The sequence below is a fragment of the Dankookia rubra genome (assembly GCF_004355005.1).
Classification (GTDB): Bacteria; Pseudomonadota; Alphaproteobacteria; order Acetobacterales; family Acetobacteraceae; genus Paracraurococcus; species Paracraurococcus ruber_A.
This window is the reverse complement of record NZ_SMSJ01000007.1, coordinates 67,369-88,165: the sequence shown is the minus strand read 5'-3', so window position 1 is coordinate 88,165 and position 20,797 is coordinate 67,369. Positions and strand designations below refer to the sequence as shown.

18 protein-coding genes are annotated in these 20,797 nt (G+C 71.7%); 5 read left to right on the top strand and 13 right to left on the bottom strand.

The window, feature by feature from the left end:
• Positions 1-93 precede the first annotated feature (93 nt).
• From E2C06_RS08550 to E2C06_RS08535, 4 genes are all read right to left on the bottom strand, one after another.
• Positions 94-1,281, bottom strand: a complete 1,188-nt coding sequence (locus E2C06_RS08550) for a M20 family metallopeptidase (protein WP_133288179.1) — start codon at positions 1,279-1,281, stop codon at positions 94-96.
• A 59-nt stretch (positions 1,282-1,340) separates the two neighbouring features.
• A complete protein-coding gene (locus E2C06_RS08545) occupies positions 1,341-2,318 on the bottom strand; it encodes a tripartite tricarboxylate transporter substrate binding protein (RefSeq protein WP_133288178.1) in 978 nt (325 codons plus the stop codon).
• Positions 2,319-2,414: 96 nt separating this feature from the next.
• Positions 2,415-3,299 (bottom strand): fumarylacetoacetate hydrolase family protein, encoded by an 885-nt coding sequence (locus E2C06_RS08540; protein WP_165982278.1) that lies wholly within the window; start codon positions 3,297-3,299, stop codon positions 2,415-2,417.
• 40 nt (positions 3,300-3,339) lie between these two features.
• Positions 3,340-4,734, bottom strand: a complete 1,395-nt coding sequence (locus E2C06_RS08535) for an amidase (protein ID WP_133288177.1) — start codon at positions 4,732-4,734, stop codon at positions 3,340-3,342.
• 155 nt (positions 4,735-4,889) lie between these two features.
• On the opposite strand from E2C06_RS08535, the gene E2C06_RS08530 reads away from it, so the two are divergent.
• Positions 4,890-7,055: a malate synthase G gene (locus E2C06_RS08530; RefSeq protein ID WP_133288176.1), complete on the top strand. Its 2,166-nt coding sequence runs from the start codon at positions 4,890-4,892 to the stop codon at positions 7,053-7,055.
• 187 nt (positions 7,056-7,242) lie between these two features.
• The gene (locus tag E2C06_RS08525) at positions 7,243-9,447 is read left to right on the top strand and encodes a SulP family inorganic anion transporter (RefSeq protein WP_133288175.1); all 2,205 of its coding nucleotides are present in this window, start codon (positions 7,243-7,245) and stop codon (positions 9,445-9,447) included.
• A gap of 33 nt (positions 9,448-9,480) precedes the next feature.
• Here the strand turns inward: E2C06_RS08525 and E2C06_RS08520 are convergent, their stop codons facing one another.
• Genes E2C06_RS08520 through E2C06_RS08500 form a run of 5 tightly spaced genes read right to left on the bottom strand, consistent with a single transcriptional unit; the run spans position 9,481 to position 14,375 of the window.
• Positions 9,481-9,924, bottom strand: a complete 444-nt coding sequence (locus E2C06_RS08520; RefSeq protein ID WP_133288174.1) for a DUF3237 domain-containing protein — start codon at positions 9,922-9,924, stop codon at positions 9,481-9,483.
• On the bottom strand, positions 9,921-10,799 hold the full coding sequence (locus E2C06_RS08515) for a DMT family transporter (protein ID WP_241671177.1): 879 nt from the start codon (positions 10,797-10,799) through the stop codon (positions 9,921-9,923). The genes E2C06_RS08520 and E2C06_RS08515 overlap by 4 nt, the downstream gene beginning before the upstream one ends.
• Complete coding sequence (locus tag E2C06_RS08510; RefSeq protein ID WP_133288173.1) at positions 10,796-12,040, bottom strand: M20/M25/M40 family metallo-hydrolase; 1,245 nt, start codon at positions 12,038-12,040, stop codon at positions 10,796-10,798. Before E2C06_RS08510 ends, E2C06_RS08515 begins: the two co-directional genes overlap by 4 nt.
• Before the next feature lie 32 nt (positions 12,041-12,072).
• Positions 12,073-13,344: a flavin monoamine oxidase family protein gene (locus E2C06_RS08505; RefSeq protein ID WP_133288172.1), complete on the bottom strand. Its 1,272-nt coding sequence runs from the start codon at positions 13,342-13,344 to the stop codon at positions 12,073-12,075.
• Positions 13,341-14,375 carry an MBL fold metallo-hydrolase gene (locus tag E2C06_RS08500; RefSeq protein WP_133288171.1) on the bottom strand — a complete coding sequence of 345 codons (1,035 nt, stop codon included), beginning with the start codon at positions 14,373-14,375 and terminating at the stop codon, positions 13,341-13,343. Before E2C06_RS08500 ends, E2C06_RS08505 begins: the two co-directional genes overlap by 4 nt.
• A 242-nt stretch (positions 14,376-14,617) precedes the next feature.
• On the opposite strand from E2C06_RS08500, the gene E2C06_RS08495 reads away from it, so the two are divergent.
• The gene (locus E2C06_RS08495; protein WP_133288170.1) at positions 14,618-15,661 is read left to right on the top strand and encodes a sensor histidine kinase family protein; all 1,044 of its coding nucleotides are present in this window, start codon (positions 14,618-14,620) and stop codon (positions 15,659-15,661) included.
• Positions 15,662-15,664: 3 nt separating this feature from the next.
• Positions 15,665-16,216, top strand: a complete 552-nt coding sequence (locus tag E2C06_RS08490; protein WP_133288169.1) for a sensor histidine kinase — start codon at positions 15,665-15,667, stop codon at positions 16,214-16,216.
• Positions 16,217-16,236: 20 nt separating this feature from the next.
• Here the strand turns inward: E2C06_RS08490 and rfbA are convergent, their stop codons facing one another.
• The 4 genes from rfbA to rfbC are packed head-to-tail and all read right to left on the bottom strand — an operon-like array spanning position 16,237 to position 19,671.
• Positions 16,237-17,109, bottom strand: a complete 873-nt coding sequence (rfbA, locus tag E2C06_RS08485) for a glucose-1-phosphate thymidylyltransferase RfbA (RefSeq protein ID WP_133288168.1) — start codon at positions 17,107-17,109, stop codon at positions 16,237-16,239.
• The gene (rfbD, locus tag E2C06_RS08480) at positions 17,106-17,999 is read right to left on the bottom strand and encodes a dTDP-4-dehydrorhamnose reductase (RefSeq protein WP_133288167.1); all 894 of its coding nucleotides are present in this window, start codon (positions 17,997-17,999) and stop codon (positions 17,106-17,108) included. The genes rfbA and rfbD overlap by 4 nt, the downstream gene beginning before the upstream one ends.
• On the bottom strand, positions 17,999-19,060 hold the full coding sequence (rfbB, locus tag E2C06_RS08475; RefSeq protein WP_133288166.1) for a dTDP-glucose 4,6-dehydratase: 1,062 nt from the start codon (positions 19,058-19,060) through the stop codon (positions 17,999-18,001). The genes rfbD and rfbB overlap by 1 nt, the downstream gene beginning before the upstream one ends.
• 11 nt (positions 19,061-19,071) lie before the next feature.
• Entirely contained in the window at positions 19,072-19,671 is a 600-nt protein-coding gene (rfbC, locus tag E2C06_RS08470; RefSeq protein ID WP_133288165.1) for a dTDP-4-dehydrorhamnose 3,5-epimerase, read from the bottom strand.
• 277 nt (positions 19,672-19,948) lie between these two features.
• Between rfbC and E2C06_RS39215 the strand changes: the two genes are divergently transcribed.
• On the top strand, positions 19,949-20,785 hold the full coding sequence (locus E2C06_RS39215; protein ID WP_133288164.1) for a flagellin: 837 nt from the start codon (positions 19,949-19,951) through the stop codon (positions 20,783-20,785).
• The last annotated feature ends 12 nt before the right edge of the window (positions 20,786-20,797 follow it).

Below are 20,797 nucleotides of genomic sequence, written 5' to 3'. Positions count from 1 at the left end.
TCCTTCTGCGTGCAGTGAAAACTGCCAACGCAGCACCGGCGGCATCGCTCCCTGCGGACGCCCATCCATTCGGAGGGGAGCGAGGCGCCTCACCTACAGGCCCGCCCGGTCCAGCCGCAGGATCGCCCGCGCCATGGCCTGGGCGCGCGGCACCAGGCTGGCGACCTCGAGGTATTCCTCCGGGCTGTGCGCCTTGCCGCCCACCGGGCCGACGGCGCAGATGGTGGGCGCGCCGACCGCCGCGGTGAAGCCGCTGTCGGCGCAGCCGCCGGAAAACTCGCCGGTCACCGTCAGGCCGCTTTCCTTCGCCGCGTCGACATACATGCCGAAGAGCCTCGCCGCCTCGGGCGTCTGGGTCAGCGGCAGGAACTCGCCGCGGATGGCCAGCGTCGCCTTAGTGCCGGGGATGAAGCTGCGGGCGATGATCTCGTGGATCCTGCCCATCACCTCGTCGCGGTCGGCGGGCTCCACGTAGCGCAGGTCGATCTGACCCTGCGCCCAGGGGGCGACGGTGTTCACGCTCTGCCCGCCGGAGACGAGCCCGACATTCAAGGTAATGCCGCGCTTCAGGTCGGTCAGCGCATGCAGGGCGGTGATCTTCGCCGCCAGTTCGCCGATGGCGCTGATGCCGGCCTCGAAATTGCCGCCGGAATGGGCCGCCTTGCCCTCGATGTCGAAGACCGAGAAGACGCCGCCCTTGCGTCCCGTGACGACCCCGCCGTTGGGCCGGCCCGGTTCGCTGTTGAACACCACCCGGGCCTCGCGCGCCGTCGCCTCGATCACTTCGCGCCCTTCCGGGCTGCCGATCTCCTCGTCGCCGGTGAACAGGCCGAGCAGCGGGCCCGGGGCGCCGCCGAAGCGCTTGAAGCCGGCCAGGACGAACATGTTCATCACCAGGCCGGCCTTCATGTCGGCGACGCCGGGGCCGGTGGCGATCCCGTTCTCGATCCGGAAGGGTCGCCGGGTCGGCTCGCCCTTGGGGAAGACCGTGTCGCGGTGGCCCATCATGACGATGGACCGCTTCATGTTGCCGCTGTTGAGCGCCTCGTCGCCCTCCACCCGCGCCTTCAGGCAATCGCCGTGCTTCTCGCGCGGCACCACCTCGACCGGGATGCCCTGCTCCGCCATGAAGCGCTGGACGATGGTGCCGACCGCATCGACGCCCGGCTTGTCGTAGCTGCCGCCATCGGTGTTCACCATGGCCTCGAGCACCCCGAGCATCGCCTCCTGCTGGGTGGCGAGCCAGGCGGTGATGGCGGATTCGGGGCGCTCGGCGGTCATGCTGGTCTCCGGTGGGGTGCGGCGAAAAGCCTGGAACCGCCGGCCGGGGCTGGCAACCCCTACTCGATCCGGCCGATCCGCTGCACCGCCTTGACCAGCCGCGCGGTGTCCTCCCGGAAGAAAGCCTCGAAGGCGGCGCCGTCGCGGTAGTCGAGCGCATTGCCGCCGGCGGCCAGCGCCCGCTGCACCTCCGGATCGCGCGAAGCGGCCGCCATAGCCCGGCGCAGCGCCTCCCGCAGCGGGGCCGGCGTGGTCGCCGGGGCGAAGACGCCGGCCCAGATGTAGTACTCGATCCCGTCGAAGCCGCGCTCCTGCAGGGTCGGCACCTGCTCGAAGCCGGGGATGCGCTTGGCGCCCCAGCTCGCCAGCACCCGCAGCGCGCCGGATTTCAGGTGCGGGGTGATCGGGCCCGGCCCGCTGGTCATGGCCTGGACTTGGCCCGAGAGCAGCGCGGTCAGCGCCGGACCGCCGCCCTGGAAAGGGACGTGCAGCAGGTCGAGCTTCGCCGCCGTGGTCAGCATCGCCATCGGCAGATGCAGCGCGCCGTAATTGCCGGAGGAAGAGTAGGAGATCGCCCCCGGCCGCGCCCGCGCATCGGCGATGAACTCCTCGAGCGTCCGCCAGGGTGCGGCGGCCGGCACCGCGAGAAAGGTCGGGTCGGCGGTGAAGAGCGCGACCGGCGCGAACTGGTCGATCTCATAGGCCGGCTGCCGGCCGAACAGCCGCGCCGCTTCCGGGATCACCGCGAGCGAGGAGAGCCCCATCAGCAGGGCGTAGCCATCGCCTGCCGCCCTGGCGATGGAGGCATAGCCGATCTCGCCCGAGGCACCAGCGCGGTTCACCACCGGCACCGGCTGCTTCCACAGCCGCTCCAGCCCCGCCGCCACCGGCCGCGCCACCACGTCGCCCTGCCCGCCCGGCGGAAAGGCGACCACCATGGACACGGCATGGCTGGGGAAGTCGGCGGGCTGGGCGTGGCCGGAACGGGGCAAGGCCGCCGCGGCAAGGGCGGCGGCCAGCAAGGGGCGGCGAAGCAAGGGCGTCTCCCGGGGTTTCCTTGTGCCCGGAGGATAGGCCGGATCGCCGCAGGGCGGCATCGCCCGAAGGCGTGAATCCGGCCTGATTCGCGGAGGTCAGCCGACCGGGTTCTCCAGCACCCCGATCCCCGGCACCTCCACTCGCACCACGTCGCCCTTCTTCAGGAATTTCGGCGGGGTGAAGCCGATGCCGACGCCGACCGGCGTGCCCGTCGCGATCACGTCGCCCGGCTCCAGCGTGATGCCGGCGGAGATCGCCTCGATCAAGGTCGGGATGTCGAAGATCAGGTCGGCGACCGATGCGTCCTGCCGCTTCTCGCCGTTCACATGGGTGATGACCCGCAGCGCCTTGGGGTCCGGCACCTCGTCCGCGGTCAGGATTGCCGGGCCCATCGGGCAGAAGCCGTCGATGCCCTTGCCGATCACCCATTGCCGGTGCCTGTGCTGCAGGGTGCGGGCGGTGACGTCGTTGACGATGGTGTAGCCGAAGACGTGCCGCAGCGCCTCCGCCGCCTTGATGCCGCGCCCGCCATGGCCGATGACGACCGCAAGCTCACCCTCGTAGTCCGTGGAGTTGCTGGTATCGAGATGGGCCGGGATGGCCTCCCCGGTCGGGATGATGGCGGTGGCCGGCTTGCTGAACACCACCGGCGCCTCCGGCACCACCTCCTTGCTGCTGGCATCGAAGCCGGAGCCGGCGAACTCCTTCGCATGCTCGTGGTAGTTCTTGCCGACGCAGAAGACGTTCTTCGGCGGCCGGGGGATCGGCGCGCAGAGCACGGCGCCCTCCGCCACCGGCGCCCGCGCCACCGCGTCCTTGGCATGCTGCAGCGCCGCCGCGCCGCCAGCGATGAAGGAGGGCATGTGGCCGCCGGCCAGCGCCGGGTCGGCCGCCGCCAGGTCGAGCACCGCGCCGTCCTCGCGCAGCGCGCCGATATGCGTCCCCAGCCTATGGGGCTTCTTGAACGTCACCAGCCGCATGGGCCTCGGCCTCCCTGTGTCGCCGTGGTGAAAAGCAGGTTCAGGCCGGCTGCGCCAGCGGCAGTTCCGCCGCCCGCTCCAGCGCCCGCGCGGCGCGGAACACCAAATCGTCGCGGTAGAGCGCCGCGGCGATCTGGACCGCCCGTGGCATGCCATGCTCGTCGAGGCCGATCGGCACGCTGATCGCCGGCTGGCGGGTCAGGTTGAAGGCGAAGGTCCAGGGCGCCCAGTCGCGCCACAGCGCCTCGGTCGGGCGAATGGTCGGCTGGTCGGCGGCGAAGGCGGCGGTCGGGGTGCAGGCGGTCAGCACCAGGTCGTAGCGCTGGTGGAAACGGGCCATCGCATGCGCCGCCTCGATCCGCAGCGCCTCGGCACCGAGGAAGTCGGTCGCCAGCATCGCTCCCTCGCGCTCTGCGACCTCGGTCAGCCCGGCCTCCAGCAAGGGGCGCTTCTCGGCCGGCGTCGTTGCCACCAGCCGGGCGAGCGCCACGCCCCAGACCCGGCCGAAGATGGCGCGGGTGTCGGGCAGGCCCGGATCCGCCTCCTCGACGATGGCGCCCTGGTCCTCCAGCAGCTTAGCCGCCCCCACCAGCGCCGCCTCGCCATCCGCATCGAGGGGCGGCTCGAAGCCGAGGCGGCGGACCAGCGCGACGCGCATCCCGGCGACGCCGTCCTCGATCCCCCGCCGCCAGTCCTGTGCCTCATCGGGCAGGCTGAAGGGGTCGCGCAGGTCGTGCTGTGCCATGGCGGAAAACATCAGCGCATTGTCCCGCACCGTCCGGGTCATCGGCCCGGCGCAGGCGACGCTGGCGAAGGCGCCGAGCGGCCATTGCGGCACCCGGCCGAAGCTGGGCTTGAGGCCCACCAGCCCGCAGAAGGCCGCCGGGATGCGGACCGACCCGCCCGCATCGGTGCCGATATGCAGCGGGCCGAAGCAGGCGGCGCCCGCGGCCCCGGCGCCGCTGCTGCTGCCGCCGACGGTGCGCTCGCGGTTCCAGGGATTGCGGGTGATGCCGTGCAGCGGGCAGTCGCCGGGCGACTTCCAGCCGAACTCGGTCGTCGTGGTCTTGCCGAGGATCACCGCCCCGGCCTGCTTCAGCCCCGTGACGGAGGGCGCGTCCTCGGTGGCCGGGGTCGCATCCGTGGTCTTGCTGCCGCGCCGGGTCGGAAACCCCGCCAGATTCAGCAGGTCCTTCACCGTTGCCGGCACGCCGTCGAGCGGCCCGATCGGCCGTCCCGCCATCCAGCGCGCCTCGCTTTCGCCGGCCTGGCGCAAAGCCTGCGGGTTCATGGCGGCGAATGCATTGACCCAGGGGTTGTACAACGCGACCCGCTGCATCACAGCCTGCAGCACCTCGACCGGCGATAGCGCCCGGCGGGCATAGAGGCCGAGCAGGGTCTCGGCGGACATCAGGGCGGGGTCGGTCGGGGTCATCGCTTGTCCTGGGCCAGTGGGCGGCAATCTGCGCCGCGGCCGGGGCCGGTGGAAGCCCCGGGGAGGCCCGCCCCCTTTGCGCCCGCCAGGGTTTCCGCCTAGGTACGCCCCAGCTTTCCCGGCCCGGCCGGGGCATCCAGCAGCGGAGACGGTCAGTGGCGGATACGGTCGAGATTGCGGGCCTGACGGTCGCGCGCAGCCTGAGCAAGTTCCTCGAGACGGAGGCCCTGCCCGGCACCGGGGTGACGCCGGAGCGCTTCTGGACCTCCTACGCCGCGATCCTCAAGGACCTTGCCCCGCGCAACGCCGCGCTGCTGGCCAGGCGCGACGAGTTGCAGGCGAAGATCGACGCCTGGCACAAGGCGCATCCGGCGAAGCCGGTCGATCTCGGCGCCTATGCGGCCTTTCTGAAGGAGATCGGCTATCTCGTGCCGCCCGGCCCCGATTTTGCCGTCGGCACCACCGGGATCGACCCGGAATTCGGCCAGATCGCCGGGCCGCAGCTGGTTGTCCCGGTGTCCAACGCCCGCTACGCGCTGAACGCGGCGAATGCCCGCTGGGGCAGCTTGTACGACGCGCTCTACGGGACCGATGCGATCCCCGACAGCGATGGCGCCGCCCGGGGCCGCGGCTTCAACCCGGTGCGCGGCAAGAAGGTGATCGATTTCGCCCGCGGCGTGCTGGACAGGATGGCGCCGCTGGCCGGCGGTGCCTCGCACCGCGACGCGAAATCCTATGCCATCACCGCCGGCGCGCTGGCGGTCACGCTGCAGGATGGCCGCAGCACCGGCCTCGCCCAGCCCGGCCAGTGCGTCGGCTATCAGGGCGAGCCGGCGGCGCCGGACGCCATCCTCTTCGTCCATAACGGCCTGCATGCCGAGCTGCGGATCGACCGCGACCACCCGATCGGCCGCGACGATCCGGCCGGCATCGCCGACCTGGTGCTGGAGAGCGCCGTCACCACCATCGTCGACTTCGAGGACAGCGTCGCCGCGGTGGATGCCGCCGACAAGGTCGAGGTCTACCGCAACTGGCTCGGCCTGATGAACGGCACGCTGCAGGCGAGCTTCGAGAAGGGCGGCAAGACCCTGGTCCGCGCCCTGAACAAGGACCGCACCTGGCTGAAGCCCTCGGGCGGCGCGGTGACGCTGCCGGGCCGGTCGCTGATGCTGGTGCGCAACGTCGGCCACCACATGATGACCGACGTGGTGACGGAGGGCGGCGCCGAGACGCCGGAGACCATCCTCGACGCCATGTGCAGCGTGGCGATCGCCCTGCACGACCTGCGCGGCAAGCGGCTGAACAGCCGCGCCGGCAGCGTCTACATCGTCAAGCCGAAGATGCACGGGCCGGAGGAAGTGGCCTGGGCGAACGAGCTCTTCGCCCGGGTCGAGGACGCCTTCGGCCTGCCGCGCGACACGCTGAAGATGGGCATCATGGACGAGGAGCGCCGCACCACGGTGAACCTCCGCGAATGCATCCGCGCCGCGCGCGACCGCGTGGTCTTTATCAATACCGGCTTCCTCGACCGCACCGGCGACGAGATCCATACCTCGATGGAAGCCGGGCCGGTGATCCGCAAGAACGACATGCGCGGCGCCGCCTGGATCAAGGCCTACGAGGACTGGAACGTCGATACCGGCCTCGCTTGCGGCCTGCGCGGCCGGGCGCAGATCGGCAAGGGCATGTGGGCGGCCCCGGACGAGATGGCGAAGATGCTGGAGCAAAAGGTCGGCCACCCCAGGGCCGGCGCCAATACCGCCTGGGTCCCCTCGCCCACCGCCGCCACGCTGCACGCGCTGCACTACCATGAGGTCGATGTCGCGGCGCGGCAGGACGAGCTGGTTGCCGGCGGCCGGCGGGCGAAGCTCGACGACATCCTGACCATCCCGCTGGCGACCGATACCAACTGGCCGGCCGATGCGGTGAAGGCCGAGCTCGACAACAACGCGCAGGGCATCCTCGGCTACGTCGTCCGCTGGGTCGACCAGGGCGTCGGCTGCTCCAAGGTGCCTGACCTGCACGATGTGGGCCTGATGGAGGACCGCGCGACGCTGCGCATCTCCGCCCAGCATATCGCCAACTGGCTGCGCCACGGCGTCGCCACCAGGGCGCAGGTCGAGGAAACGATGCGCCGCATGGCGGTCGTGGTTGACAAGCAGAATGCCGGCGACCCCGCCTATGCGCCAATGGCTCCGGGCTTCGACGGGCCGGCCTTCAAGGCCGCCTGCGACCTGGTCTTCGAAGGCGCGACCCAGCCGAACGGCTATACCGAGTTCGTGCTGCACAAGCGCCGCCGCGAGGCGAAGGCGCGCGGCTGAGCGCCAGGCGGCGCACATCTGCGGAGGGGCGGCGCCAGTCCTGCCGCCCCTCCCGCATAAGAGAACCAAATCGTAACCGTTCCTGTGTTTTTCCGAATACTTTATTCGTTCTACAGTCCTGCAACGAGACGCAGCCGTGGCCTTGCCGGCCTGACGGTATTCAGCGGCTGGGCGGGAAACGTCGGGCATGGACTCTTCGGTTGCCGCTGCCGGCGGTACCCGAAAGGGTAGGTTGTTCCGTAGCTTGGCAGCCGTCCCGGCGGGCGGGCTCGTCGCCCTGGTCACCATTACCTACACCATGTCCTACGCCGCCTTGGTCTTCTCGGGGGGCCTGGCGCCTGCCTACGGGCTCGGCCTGTCCAGCATGCTGATGGGCTGCGTCCTGTGCGGCGTGCTGACCGCCCTCTGCAGTTCCATTCCCTTCGCCGTCTCGGCGCCCGACAGCAACGTCGTGGCGATCCTGGCCGCCTCGCTCGCTCCGCTGGCCTGGCAGGTGGGACGCGGCGCCGACCCGGAGGCCCTGGCTGCGACCTCCCTGCTCTCACTGGTCCTGGCGACGCTCGCCGTCGGCTTCGTCATGGGCGGCCTCGGCCTTGCCCGCGCTGGCCGCCTGGTGCGTTTCCTGCCCTTCCCGGTCATTGCCGGCTTCCTCGGCGGCTCCGGGTGGTTCCTGGTGGCGGGCGGAGCGGGCGTCGCGGCCGGCCTGCCGGGCCTTGAGGGCCTGCTCGAGCCGGAGAGACGGCCGCCGCTCGCCGCGGCACTGGCCGGCGGCGCCGCGCTGCTCGCCGTCACCAGCCGCAAGGCGGGGCCCTTCAGCCTGCCCTGGCTGATCCTCGGTGGCGTGCTGCTGCACCACGCGATCGCCGCCTGGTTGGGCATCGACCTGGCGACGCAGGCTGCGGCCGGCTGGCTGCCGCCGGCGCCGGACCGGCTCGCGCCGCCCCTGCCCTGGGATCCTGCGATGCTTGCGCTGGTCGACTGGGACACGATCATCCGGCACCTGGCCGACCTCCCCATGATCGTCCTGGTGACCACCATCGGCCTGCTGATGAATGTCAGCGGCGCCGAGGCCGCGACCGGCCGGGATGCCGAGATCGACCGGGAATTGCGCGTGGCCGGTGGCGCGGCGCTGGCGGCTGGCGCCGCCGGCGGGCTGTTCGGCCTGATCTCGCCCGGGCGCAGCCTCCTGCTCTGGCGCACCGGCGGCAACGGCCGCCTCGGCGGCGTGGTCGGCGCCCTGCTCGTCAGCCTGCTGCCGCTGCTGATGCCGCAGGCGCTGCGCCTGGTGCCGCGCTGGGTGCTCGGCGCCCTGCTGGTCTTCCTCGGCCTCGACCTGCTGCGGCGCTGGGTGATGCTGTCGCGCCGCGACCTCTCCCTCGGCAAGTGGCTGCAGGTGGTTGCGGTCGCCGGAGTCACCATCGGCTTCGGCTTCCTGCTCGGCCTCATCGCTGGCCTGGTTCTGGCCTGCGGGCATTTCATCGCGCTCTACGGCCGCGCCTCCCCCATCCGCAACCGCTACGACGGCACGGTGGAAACCGGCCACCGCGCGCGGCCGGAGCAGGACCGCGCGGCGCTCGACGCGACGGGCACGGCGCGGCTGATCCTGCACCTGCAGGGCTTCCTGTTCTTCGGCACCGCCAACCGCCTGGTCGAGCTGGTGCGGGCCGAACTGGCCTGGCCGGCGCCGCTCACCCACCTGCTGCTTGACTTCCGCGAGGTCGTCGGGCTCGACAGCTCCGCCGCGATGGCCTTCACCCGCCTGCGGCCGATGGCCGCGGGGCGCGGCGTGACCCTGGTGCTGACGGCCCTCGCGCCGCATGTCTCGGCAAGGCTCGGGCCGCTGGCGACCGACCCTTCCATCCGTCGGCTGCCGACCCTGCAGGATGGCGTCGACTGGATGGAAGAGGATGCGCTGGCCAGCCTGCCGCCCTGCCAGCCGCCGCTGCCCTTCCCGCAACGCCTCGCAACCCTGATGGGCGAGGCCACGGCCGCGCGCTTCCTCGCCGCCCTGCCGGAGGTGGCGGTGCCGCCGGGCACCACGCTGATGGTGCAGGACGAGGGCTCCGACGACATGGTGCTGCTCGAGGAGGGCGAGGTCACCATCCGCATCCGCTCCCCCGGCCGCGTCATGCTGCTGCGGGTGCAGGGCTCCGGCGTCCTGATCGGCGAGATGGGCTTCCTGCTCGGCCTGCCGCGGACAGCGACGGTGACGACAGAGGTGCCCTGCCGCTTGCGCCGCCTGACCCGCGCCGACCTCTCGCGGCTGGAGCGGGACGAACCCGAGCTTGCCATCCAGTTCCACCGGCTGATGGCGCGTCTGCTGGCCGGCCGGATCCAGGACAAGGACCGTCTGATCGCCGGACTGCTGCGCGGCATGCGCCAGCCGGCGTGAGTTGCCTGGTGCGGCGAGGCCGAACCGCTGCCGTCAGGGCACCAGGGCGAAGACCCGCACCAGCACCGCCGGGCGCGGCGCCAGTGGGTGCAGCGTGCCGATGAAGGCCAGCCGGTTCAGCCAGGCGTGCGGGCCCTCCGGCGCGGCGATCTCGAGCGTCGAGGCGCGGTAGTCGGGCGCGCCCTCCCTCGGCGCGATGACGACGCGGTTGAGCACGGTGATGACCGCGCCATCCTCGGCCTCGATCTCGTAGAGCGCCTCCAGCCGCTTCACCCCGTCGCGGCGGATCAGCTGGCGGTCGGCGCCGCCCGGCAGCACCCGGCCGCGGATCCGCGGCCCGGCGAATTGCCCGCCGGTGATGGGGACGATGCGGCGCTCGCCGAGCGGCCCCTCCCCCAGCAACCGGGTCGGCGCGATCTCGACCAGCGCCTCCCAGACGAAGTCCGCGCCCGGGGTGACGAGGGGGATCTCGGTCATGCTGTGGCCTCCCTGCGCAGCCGCGCCTCGCGCCGCGCGATCCAGGTGGTGCTGGCGAAGATGATGGCGCCGCCGAGCAGCGTCGCCGGGCCGGGCAGGTCGCTCCAGACCGCGAAGCCGACGAGGGAGGCCCAGATCAGCTCGAGGAATTTAACCGGCTGGGTGGCCGAGACATCCGCCAGCGAGATCGCCCGGGTCAGGCAGAAATGCCCGGCCGAGCCGATCATCCCGGTCAGCAGGAACAGCGCCCATTGCGCCGGCGTCGGCCAAGTCCAGGCCAGCAGCGCCAGCGGCATGCTGAAGAGCGTCACGGTGATCGCCTGCCAGACCACGATCACCTGCGGGCTGTCCCGCCGGGTCAGCGCCTTGGTGATGAGGAAGGAGGCGGCAAAGAGCGGCGATGCCGCCAGCATGACGAAGCCATAGGGCCCGCCGCCGCCGCGCAGCCCCGGCGAGACCACCACCAGCACGCCGGCGAAGCCGACCAGGGCGGCGATCCAGCGCGCCGCCACCATCCGCTCGCCGAGGAAGAGGATGGCGCCGAGCATGATGAAGAGCGGCGTGGTGAAGCCGAGCGCGGTCATCTCCGCCAGCGGCACCCGCGGCACCGCGATGAACCAGAGCAGCAGGCCGGAGGTATGCACCGCGCCACGCCAGAGCTGGCCCGACAGCCCCTTCGGCCGGTAAGCGGCAAGCCCGGCGCGCCAGATGAAGGGCAGCATCACCAGCGCGCCGGCACCGTAGCGGAGGAATTGCGTGACAAAGGGGTCGAGCTGCTGCGCCAGGGTCCGCAGCAGCGCGTTCAGCCCCGTGAACAGCAGGCCGGAGGCGAGCATCCACAGCATCGCCCGCGGGACATTGGCGATCTGTGTCACGCCGCGAGGAAGTCCAACGCCGCCAGCGCATGCACAAGCGCCACTTGGCGCAGCTCCTCGACCAGCACGTATTCGTCCGCTCCGCCCATGTTGTGCGGCGTCGGGCCATAGACCACGGTCGGCAGGCCGGCCATGCGGAACCAGCGCGCATCCGAGCCGCCGACCCGCATGTTCACCGCGCAGGGGCCGCCCAGCACCTCGGCCGCCGCGGCGGCGGTGCGGCGGACGATCTCATGCGCGGGGGCGGTGTGGTTCGGCTCGAAGCGGCGGAGGACCTGGTAGCTGATGCCCTCCCGCCCGCCGAGTGCCGCGGCCAGCGCCGCCTCGGCCGTGGCGCAGGGGATGCCGACCGGCAGGCGGATGTCGATGCCGGCGCGGGCGCTGGCGGGCACCAGGTTGGTCGAGGTGCCGCCCTCGACCCGGCCGATATTCACCGTGACGCTGCCGAGCACCTCGGCCTCGCCGGCCCCGGCCAGTGCCTCGCTGACCGGCCTCGCCGCGGCGATCGCCGCCGTTACCCCCGGCGGCGCATCCGGCACCAGGTCGCGCAGCCCTCGCACCGCATCCAGCGCGGCGCAGAGGCGGTCGAGCGCATTGACGCCGAGATGGACATGCGCGCCGTGGCTGGCGCGGCCCGTGGCCTCCAGCTCGATCCAGAGGAAGCCCTTCTCGCCGAAGCGCAGCACCCGCGGGCTGCCGGCATCGCCGATGATGACTGCATCGCCCACCGCATGCGGGACGTTGTCCATCAGCCACCTGGTGCCGAGGACGCCCATGCTCTCCTCGTCGCCCGCCAGGGTCAGCACCGCCTCGCCGCGCCAGAGGCCGGGATGCTCGGCCAGCAGCGCCAGCGCGTGGATCGAGGCGGCAATGCCCCCCTTCATGTCCGCCGTGCCGCGACCGTAGAGCCTGCCGTCACGCAGCAGCCCGCCGAGCGGCGGCACCGTCCAGGGCAGCGCCTCGTTCACCGGATAGGTGTCGAGATGGCCGTTGAAGACCAGCCGCCGTCCCGGCGCATGGCCGCGCACCCGGGCCACCAGGTTGGTGACGAGGTCGGAGGTCGCATGCAGCGCGATCTCCACCCCGGGCACCGCATCGCCGACCAACGCAGCGGCGACTTCGGCGCAGGCGCGGGTGTCGCCCGGCGGATTGGGCGAGGGCACGGCGACGAGGGCCCGGGTCAGGGCGACGACGCGATCGGCGTCGGACTCGGCGCGGGCGGCGAATTCGGTACGTGTCATGCGCGGCACCATGCCCTGCCGCGCCGCCGCCGTCAGCCGAGCGCGGCGTCGACCTCGCGCGCGGCGCGCTCGCCGCTCTCCCAGGCGCCGCCGACCGTGCCGGCGGTGCGGGTATGGCAGGCCTCGCCGGCGAAGCGCAGCCGCCCCCCGGCCAGAACCGCGTCGCGCAGCGTCGCGCGGGCGCCGTAGCAGCCCACCCGGGCATGGCTATAGGCGCCGAGGAAGAGCGGGTCCTCCGCCCAGCCGGTCGCCACCGCGCCGGGGGCGAAGGCGCGCGCCACCTCGGCCGCGCCGAAGTAGCGGGCCAGTTCGGCCCGGGCGAAGGCCCCTGCCGCGGCCGGGCCTTCCCGCGCCAGTGCCCAGGCCGTCGCACCGCCGATGAAGCCCACCGCATGGTCGCGGCCCCAGGGCCACAGCATCCAGGACATCGGGTGGTCGCCCGCACCCTGCGCCTGCCGTCCGAGCCGGGCGAAGGCGCCGAGGCCGAGCCGCGCCTCCCCCGCCGCCCGCAGCGCGACCTTGCTCAGCAGCCCCTGCGGCAGGCCGGCGATTGCCGCCTGGATATCGTCCGGCAGCGCCGGGTCGAAGCGGATGCCCTCGGCGGCCAGCACGCCGGTCGAGACGGTGACAATCGCCGCGCCGGCGCGCAGCGCCCCCCATGCCCCCTCCGCCCGCACCCCCGCGCCGTCCCAGCGCAATTGCGCGACGGGCGTCCGCAGGGTCACCGGCAAGCCTTCGCCCAGCCGCGCCACCAGCGTGCCGAACCCCTCGGCGACCTGCAGGTTGGCACCGTCCAGCCCGGTCGCCACGTAGTCGCGCAGGCTGAAATCCTCGGCCTCGACGCCCGAGATGATGCTGCTGAACCAGTGCGAGACGGTGGCGTCCCAAGGCCCGTCCCGCGGCACCGCCGAGGCCAGCGGGATGTCGGCGTCGCCCGCCGCGTCGCGCGCCTCGACCGCCGCCTCCCAGGCCTCGCAGGCGGCGTCGTGCGCGGCGCGCTCGGCGGCGCTCGCCGGGCGCCCCTCGAACAGCAGGATATCGCGCACCCGTCGCCGTTCGTCGCGCAGGGTGAAGCCCATCTCGCGCGCGATCGGCGTCAGCGGGTTGCGCTCGGCGACATGGATCCAGGAGGCGCCGTGGTCGAAGGGCGCGCCGAGCGAGGCGGTCTCCGTGAAGGCGCGGCCGCCGATCCGGCCGCCGGCCTCCAGCAGCCGCACCGTCCGGCCGCGTGCCCGCAGCAGCCGGGCCGCGGCGATGCCCGCGGCGCCGGCCCCGACCACCACCACGTCGACCTCGGGACTCATGCGCGGGTGCGGAACCTCACGGCCTCCCCGGGGCCGGGCTCGACCGCGAGCCGGCCCTGCCGTTCCAGCCGGCGGAGATGCGCCAGGGTCTCGCCGACGGTGAAGCCCATCTGCGGCAATTCGCCGGTCGCCCGGGGAAAGAGGATCTGCGCCGCCTCGAAGGCGGTCAGCGGCTCGCGGCAGGCCTCGGCCAGGGTGTCCAGCCGCTCCGCATGGTGGCCGGCCAGCTGGTCCAGCCGGCGGTGCAGGGTGTGGAAGGGCTCACCATGCGAGGGCAGCACGTAAGTGTCGTCCGGCAGCGGCCGGAAGCGCTCGTTGCTGGCGAGGAAGTCGCCCAGCGGGTCGGCCTCCGGCTCGCCCGGATGCAGGCCGATATAGGGCGAGATCCGCGGCAGGATCTGGTCGGCCGAGATCAGCACGCCGCGCTCGGCGCAATAGAGCGTCGCCATGTCCGGCGCATGCCCGGCGCCGGTGACGACGCGCCACTCGGTGCCGCCGATCGTCACGCCGCGGCCGTCCTTCAGCGCGTGGAAGCTGCGCGGCAGCTCCCCCACTGCCCGCTGGTACAGCGCGCCGCGGCCCTCGACAAAGGACAGGTATTCCGGCGGGCAGCCGGCGCGGGTGTAGTGGGCGATCTGCTGCGCCATCATGTGCGGCCCGCTGTCGTACCAGAGCGCGCGGGCCATCAGCCACTCGATGCGGGTCATCATCGGCAGAATGCCGAAGCGCTCGCAGAGCCAGCCGGTCAGGCCGATATGGTCGGGGTGAAAATGCGTCACCAGCAGCGCGGTCAGCGGCCGGCCGCCGAGCTGCGGCTGCGCCAGAACCTGCTCCCACAATTCCCGACTCGCCCGCCCGGCAACCGAGGTATCGACCGCCAGCCAGCCCCCATCATGTTCCAGGAACCAGATGTTCACGTGGTTCGGGGGAAACGGCAGCGGCATGCGGGCCCGCAGCAGGCCGGGCTGCAGCACCCGCACCTCCCCCGGCGCCGGCACGTCGGGGGCGAGGTCGCGCGGGGCGTCGGGCATCCTGGGGCATCTCCGCCGCTGGCGATCGGGCCAGGCTGGGGCTGGGGGGAGCCGTGGGGTGCGGCCTTACCGGAAGATAAGGGGGTCCCAGTGGGATTGTCGATCCGCCCGCCCCGTTATCCCGGAGGACACTAATTCGCCTCTCACGAGATTTCGAACTACGATCGTTCGCATTATGGTCCATGGTGTCACGCAACAGCATGGGGCGCAGGGCCCGGTGCGACGGGAACAGGCGCCCCGAGTTGGGCTATACCGAAACCATCCACCCCACGCCGATATCGGCTCAGGCCAGGCCGGACCTGCGTCCTGCCGCGCGGCGCAGCGCACCGCGGGCGTCCGGCCTGCTGTTCCTGGCGGCCATTCTGCTGCCGTTGGCGCTGCTGCCGCTCGGCCGGCTGGTGCCGACGCTCGGGACGGAAGCGGGCGACCTGGCACGGCAGGCTGCGGTCGCCGCCGCGCAGGTGGCCAGCAGTCTCGGCCGGCAGGGCGATGCCTCCCGCGATGCCGCGGCAGACCCGGCGCTGCTGGTCACCGCCCTGGCCGGCGCGCCGCCGCCGGGCGGGATCCGGCTGGCGATCCTGGGGCCGGATGGCCAACTCCTGGCCAGCGCCTTCGGCGAGGCGAGCCCCGGCGCCACCCCCTTCCTGACCGCCGAGCATGCGGTGGCCGGCTGGCCGCTGCGGGTGCTGGCGATCCGCACCGCCCCGCCGCCGCGGGACGGGATGCTGCCGCTCGGCGTCGCCATGGCGGCCCTGCTGGCGCTGGCGGTCATGACGCATCGCCGCGAACAGCGCGCCCGCGCCGCTGCGGCGACGGAGGCACGGCGGGAAACCCTGCGCGCCGCCGCCCTGGCCGAGAGCGAGGCGCAGCTCCGCCTCGCCCTCGCCGCCGCCGAGCTCGGCTGCTGGAGCTGGGACGAGGCGGCGGACCGCGTCGCCTGGGACGCCCAGGCCGCGTCCATCCTCGGCTGGTGCCAGTCCGGTCCCGTCGGCCTGACGGCGCTGCGCGACTGCGTCGACCCGGCCGACCGGGCGCTGTTCGACGCGACGATCGCCCGGGCGCGGCGCAGCGGCGACCCGGCGCAATGCGCGGTCCGGCTGCGCGCCACCCCCGGCCTGGCGCCGCGCTGGATCGAGCTCCGGGCCCAGGCGACGGCCGGGCTCGGCTGCCCCACTTGGCACGGCGTGATCGCCGACATCACCGAACGGCGCCTGGTGGAGGAGCAGCAGCAGCTGCTGCTGCGGGAGGTCGACCACCGCGCCAAGAACACCCTGGCCGTGGTCTAGGCGCTGCTGCGGCTGACCCGGACCGAGGATGCCGACAGCTTCCTGCCGCGGGTCGAGGCGCGCATCGCCGTCCTGGCGCGTGCGCATACCCTGCTGGCCCAGACGCGCTGGCAGGGCGTCGGGCTACGGCGCCTGGTGGAATCCGAGCTTGGCCGCCATCCCGCGCCGAACACGGCGCTGCAGCTCTCCGGGCCGCCGGTGATGCTGGCCTCGGTCGCCACCCAGCCGCTGGCGATGGTGCTGCACGAATTGGCGAGCAATGCGTCGCGCCATGGCGCGCTGGCGCAACCCGGCGGGACGCTGACGATCGACTGGAACGTGGCCCCGGCCGGCTGGCTCGAGCTGGTCTGGGCGGAAAGCCTGGCCGCTGCGCCGGACGGGCCGCCACCGCCGCCGCCGCCGCACAGTATCGGCTCGCGCATCCTGGAAACGACGGTGCAGGATCAGCTCGGCGGCCGCATCGCGCGGGACTGGACGTCAACGGGGATGCGCTGCGCCATCCGCCTGCCGCCAAGCTGCCTGCGCCCTGCTGCCCCGGCCGAGGCGGCGGCCTGAGCGAAGCCCCCCGGCGAGACTTAGCCGTGGGCGTGCTGCAGCAGCGATTCCAGATAGCGGCCATAGCCACTGTTGCGGAGCGGCTTGGCCACCTCCAGCAACTGGGCGTCGGTGATGAAGCCCTTGCGCCAGGCCACTTCCTCCGGCGAGGCAACCTTCTGGCCGGTGCGCTTCTCGATCGCCCGGACGAATTCGCCGGCTTCCAGCATGCTGTCATGCGTGCCGGTGTCGAGCCAGGCATAGCCGCGGCCGAGCCGTGCCACGCGCAGCGTGCCTTCCTCGAGATAGACCTTGTTGAGATCGGTGATCTCGTATTCGCCCCGTGCCGAGGGGGCGAGGTTGCGGGCGATCTGCGGCGCGCGACCATCGTAGAAATAGAGGCCTGTCACCGCCCAATCAGATTTCGGCTTGGCCGGCTTCTCCTCGAGCGACAGGGCGCGGCCCGCGGCATCGAATTCGGCGACGCCGTATCGTTCGGGGTCGGCGACGCGATAGGCGAAGACGGCGGCGCCCTTGTCCGCCACCGCATCCGCCATGCGGTTGTCGAGCTCATGGCCGTGGAAGATGTTGTCGCCCAGTACGAGGGCAGAGGGACCGCCGGCGAGGAATTCCTCGGCCAGCACCAGCGCCATGGCGATGCCGTTCGGCTTCTCCTGGATCTGGTATTCGAGTTTGATGCCCCATTGGCTGCCATCGCCCAGCAGGCGCTGGAACAGCGGCATGTCATGCGGCGTCGAGATGATCATGATCTCGCGGATGCCGGCCAGCATCAGGACGGACAGCGGGTAGTAGACCATCGGCTTGTCGTAGACCGGCAGCAGCTGCTTGGAGACGGCAAGCGTCGCCGGATAGAGCCGGGTGCCGCTGCCACCGGCGAGGACGATACCCTTCATGCCGCGGGATCCTTCATCAATTGGTCGAGGCAGCGTTCGAGCCCTTCGCGCCAGTCGGCCGGCGGGATACCGAGCACGGCCGCGGCGCGGCTGCAGTCGAGCCGGGAATTGGTGGGACGGCGGGCCGGCGTCGGGTAGTCCGCCGTGCCGATGGCGGTAAGCTTCGGTGCCGGCTGGCCGCGCCGGGCCGCCGCCGCGAAGATCGCCTCGGCAAAGCCGTGCCAGGTGGTGTAGGGTGCGCCGGTCAGGTGGGTGACGCCGAAGACCGGGTCGCCGGCCGGCGCGGAAGCCAGGCGCGGCAGCAGCGTGACAGCGGCATCGGCGAGGTCGGCGGCGAAGGTCGGCGCGCCGTGCTGGTCGGCAACCACGCGCATCTCCGGGCGCTCCTTCCCGAAGCGCAGCATGGTCTTGACGAAATTTCCCCCATGCGGCGAGCAGACCCAGGCGGTGCGGAGCGTCACGCTGCGCGGCTGCGCCAGGTGCAGCAGCAGCTCCCCCGCCAGCTTCGAGGCGCCATAAGCGCCAACCGGGTCAGGCGCATCGGTCTCGGCATAAGGGGTGTCCTTGGCGCCGTCGAAGACGTAGTCGGTGGAGTAGTGGATCACGGGAATGCCGGCGCCGGCCGCCGCCTCGCCCAGCAGGCGCGGGCCGGTCGCATTGACCGCGAAGGCCATGGCGCGCTGCTCCTCCGCCTTGTCGACCGCGGTATAGGCGGCACAGTTCACCACCGCCTCCGGCCGGAAGCGCTCGAAGGCGCCTGCGACCTGGGCGGCATCCGTCAGGTCGAAATCAGGCGGTTCCAGCGCGAGTGGGTCGTGCCCGGCCGCGGCGAGGCGCGGCAGCAGCTCGGTGGCGATCTGGCCGGTGCGGCCGATGACGAGGACCCGCATCAACCCGCCTTCGCGGGAAGCAGGCCCAGCCGCTCGCCGGTGTATTTGCCCTCCCGCAGCGGCCGCCACCACCAGTCATTCGCCAGGTACCAGTCGATGGTGCCGGCGATGCCGCTCTCGAAGCTCTCCTGCTGGCGCCAGCCGAGCTCGCGCTCGATCTTGCTGCAGTCGATGGCGTAGCGCTGATCGTGACCGGGGCGGTCGGTGACGAAGCGGATCAGCTCCCGCCGCGGCCGCACCGCCGGCCGGCGCTGGTCCAGCACGTCGCAGATGGTCTCGACCACCGCCAGGTTGCGCCGCTCGGCCCGCCCGCCAATGCAGTAGGTCTCGCCGACCCGGCCGCGCTCGACCACCGTCACCAGGGCGCGTGCGTGGTCCTCGACATGCAGCCAGTCGCGTATGTTGCTGCCATCGCCATAGACGGGCAGGTCGCGGCCCTCGAGCGCGTTGAGGATGACCAGCGGGATCAGCTTCTCGGGGAAGTGGTAGGGGCCGTAATTATTCGAGCAGTTGGTGACCAGCACCGGCAGCCCGTAGGTCTCGTGCCAGGCGCGCACCAGGTGGTCGGACGAAGCCTTGCTGGCCGAATAGGGCGAGCGCGGATCGTAGGCCGTGGTCTCCGAGAACGCGCCGGTCGGGCCGAGCGAGCCGAAGACCTCGTCGGTCGAGATGTGGTGGAAGCGGAAGGTCGCCTTCGCCGCGCCGTCGAGCGAAGCGTGGTAGGCCCGCGCCGCCTCCAGCATGCAGAAGGTGCCGTGGATGTTGGTCTGGATGAAGTCGGCCGCGCCGGTGATGGAGCGGTCGACATGGCTCTCGGCCGCCAAGTGCATTACCGCGTCGGGGCGGAACTCGGCCATCGCCGCGCGCATCCGCGGCAGGTCGCAGATATCGGCCTCGAGGAACTGGAAGCCGTGCTTCCCCTCGCAGTCGCGGATCGAGCGGCGGTCGCCGGCATAGGTGAGCTTGTCCACCACCAGCACCGTGGCGCCGCGCTGCTGCGCGAGGAGCCGGGTGACGGCCGAGCCGATGAAGCCGGCACCGCCGGTGACCAGGATACGCATGGGTCTGGGCCTCAGTCGAAGACGGTCGGCAGGTCGCGCAGGCGCGGGGCGCGCCGGTCCTTGTCGGACAGCTCCACCGCGGCCGGGTCGAATGGCCAGGGCAGCGCCAAGTCGGGATCGTCCCAGGCGATGCCGCGATCGCAGTCCGGGGCGTAGAGATCGGTCACCTTATAGGCGACCTCGGTATCCGGGGCGAGCGTGCAGAAACCATGCGCGAAGCCGGCCGGGATGAACAGCTGCCGCGCATTCTCGGCGGTCAGCTCGACCGCGACGTGCCGGCCGAAGCTGGGCGAGGACCGGCGGATATCGACCGCCACGTCAAGGATGGCTCCGCGCAACACGCGAACCAGCTTCGCCTGGGCATGCGGCGGCAACTGGAAATGCATGCCGCGGATCGTCCCGGGCTTCGCCGACAGCGAATGGTTGTCCTGCACGAAGACGTCCGGGATGCCGAGCGCAGCGAAGTCGCGCGTGCTGTAGGTTTCCAGGAAGAAGCCGCGATGGTCGCCGAAGCGCCGCGGCGTGATCAGGACCGGGCCCGGCACCGCGAGACGGGTCGCGGTGAAGTTGCCTGATATCAGCTTGCCGAAGTGTCGGTCGCCATCGCTCATACCCGTCTCAGTCGTCTGTCGCGCGAGCACCGGTCAACCCCCGTCAGCTGGTTTCGATCGCAATCAGGCTTGATGTCTGGAGCCGCAGAGGCGGTTTGCCCGCCTCTGACACGCTCTGTAATTGAACCCTGAGTGAAGTCAACTTCAAGGGAGTTCAACGGTACGAGCGCGCTACAGCTTTGGAAATGAGGGGTTTTGCTTAACTGCGTCTTAACCCCACCGCGCGATCCTACAGCTTCTGGCCCAGGATCGGGCCGTCGCCACGGGGAAAATCTCCATGCCGTTGAATTCCGTGAACACCAACGTCGGCGCGATGGTCGCGCTGCAGTCCCTCAACCGTACCGCGGACGAGCTTTCGGCAACCCAGAAGCGGATCTCCACCGGCTACCGCGTCGCGGATGCCCGGGACGACGGCGCTGCCTATGCGGTCGCGGAACGCATCCGCGGCGACATGGCGGCGACCAACTCCGCCAACCAGCAGCTCGGCGGCGTGAAGGGCCTGCTGGAGGTCACCAATTCGGCGTTGCAGAACGTCTCCACCACCCTGCAGAAGCTGAAGGAGATCACCGTCAAGCTCGCCGACGGCACCATCACCGCCGAGCAGCGCACCCAGTACCAGTCGCAGGCGAAGCAACTGACCAACAACGTCCAGGCCTTCATCCAGGACGCCAGCTACAACGGACTCAACATCCTGGACGACGCGAGCGCCACGGCGGTGAGGGTCATCACCAGCGGCAGCGGCACCTATTACAGCTTCAGCAGCTACTCGGCGCAGGCGCAGGTCTTCAACGCCGTGTCCGGGGCAGATACCTGGACGGCGGGCGATGCGGCGGCGGCGCTGACGGCGACCGGCGCGGTCGGGGCGGCAATCACCAATACCCTTACCCAGCTCAACAATTTCGGCTCCTACGCGAACTACATCGACAATCAGATCACCTACAACAAGTCGATCCTGGACGCGCAGGAAAGCGGCCTCGGCGCGTTGGTCGATACCGACATGGCGAAGGAAAGCGCGCGGCTGCAGGCGCTGCAGATCCGCCAGCAGCTTGGCACCCAGGCACTCGGCATCGCCAACCAGGCGCCGCAATCCCTGCTCAGCCTGTTCAAGGGCTGAAGCCGGCGCCGG

Excerpts from the sequence above, each read along its gene's own strand:
- E2C06_RS08550 (WP_133288179.1), bottom strand. The coding sequence starts at position 1,281 with ATGACCGCCGAGCGCCCCGAATCCGCCATCACCGCCTGGCTCGCCACC.
- E2C06_RS08540 (WP_165982278.1), bottom strand. The coding sequence starts at position 3,299 with ATGCGGCTGGTGACGTTCAAGAAGCCCCATAGGCTGGGGACGCATATC.
- E2C06_RS08535 (WP_133288177.1), bottom strand. The coding sequence starts at position 4,734 with ATGACCCCGACCGACCCCGCCCTGATGTCCGCCGAGACCCTGCTCGGC.
- E2C06_RS08525 (WP_133288175.1), top strand. The coding sequence starts at position 7,243 with ATGGACTCTTCGGTTGCCGCTGCCGGCGGTACCCGAAAGGGTAGGTTG.
- E2C06_RS08520 (WP_133288174.1), bottom strand. The coding sequence starts at position 9,924 with ATGACCGAGATCCCCCTCGTCACCCCGGGCGCGGACTTCGTCTGGGAG.
- E2C06_RS08510 (WP_133288173.1), bottom strand. The coding sequence starts at position 12,040 with ATGACACGTACCGAATTCGCCGCCCGCGCCGAGTCCGACGCCGATCGC.
- E2C06_RS08505 (WP_133288172.1), bottom strand. The coding sequence starts at position 13,344 with ATGAGTCCCGAGGTCGACGTGGTGGTGGTCGGGGCCGGCGCCGCGGGC.
- E2C06_RS08500 (WP_133288171.1), bottom strand. The coding sequence starts at position 14,375 with ATGCCCGACGCCCCGCGCGACCTCGCCCCCGACGTGCCGGCGCCGGGG.
- rfbA (WP_133288168.1), bottom strand. The coding sequence starts at position 17,109 with ATGAAGGGTATCGTCCTCGCCGGTGGCAGCGGCACCCGGCTCTATCCG.
- rfbD (WP_133288167.1), bottom strand. The coding sequence starts at position 17,999 with ATGCGGGTCCTCGTCATCGGCCGCACCGGCCAGATCGCCACCGAGCTG.
- rfbB (WP_133288166.1), bottom strand. The coding sequence starts at position 19,060 with ATGCGTATCCTGGTCACCGGCGGTGCCGGCTTCATCGGCTCGGCCGTC.
- rfbC (WP_133288165.1), bottom strand. The coding sequence starts at position 19,671 with ATGAGCGATGGCGACCGACACTTCGGCAAGCTGATATCAGGCAACTTC.
- E2C06_RS39215 (WP_133288164.1), top strand. The coding sequence starts at position 19,949 with ATGCCGTTGAATTCCGTGAACACCAACGTCGGCGCGATGGTCGCGCTG.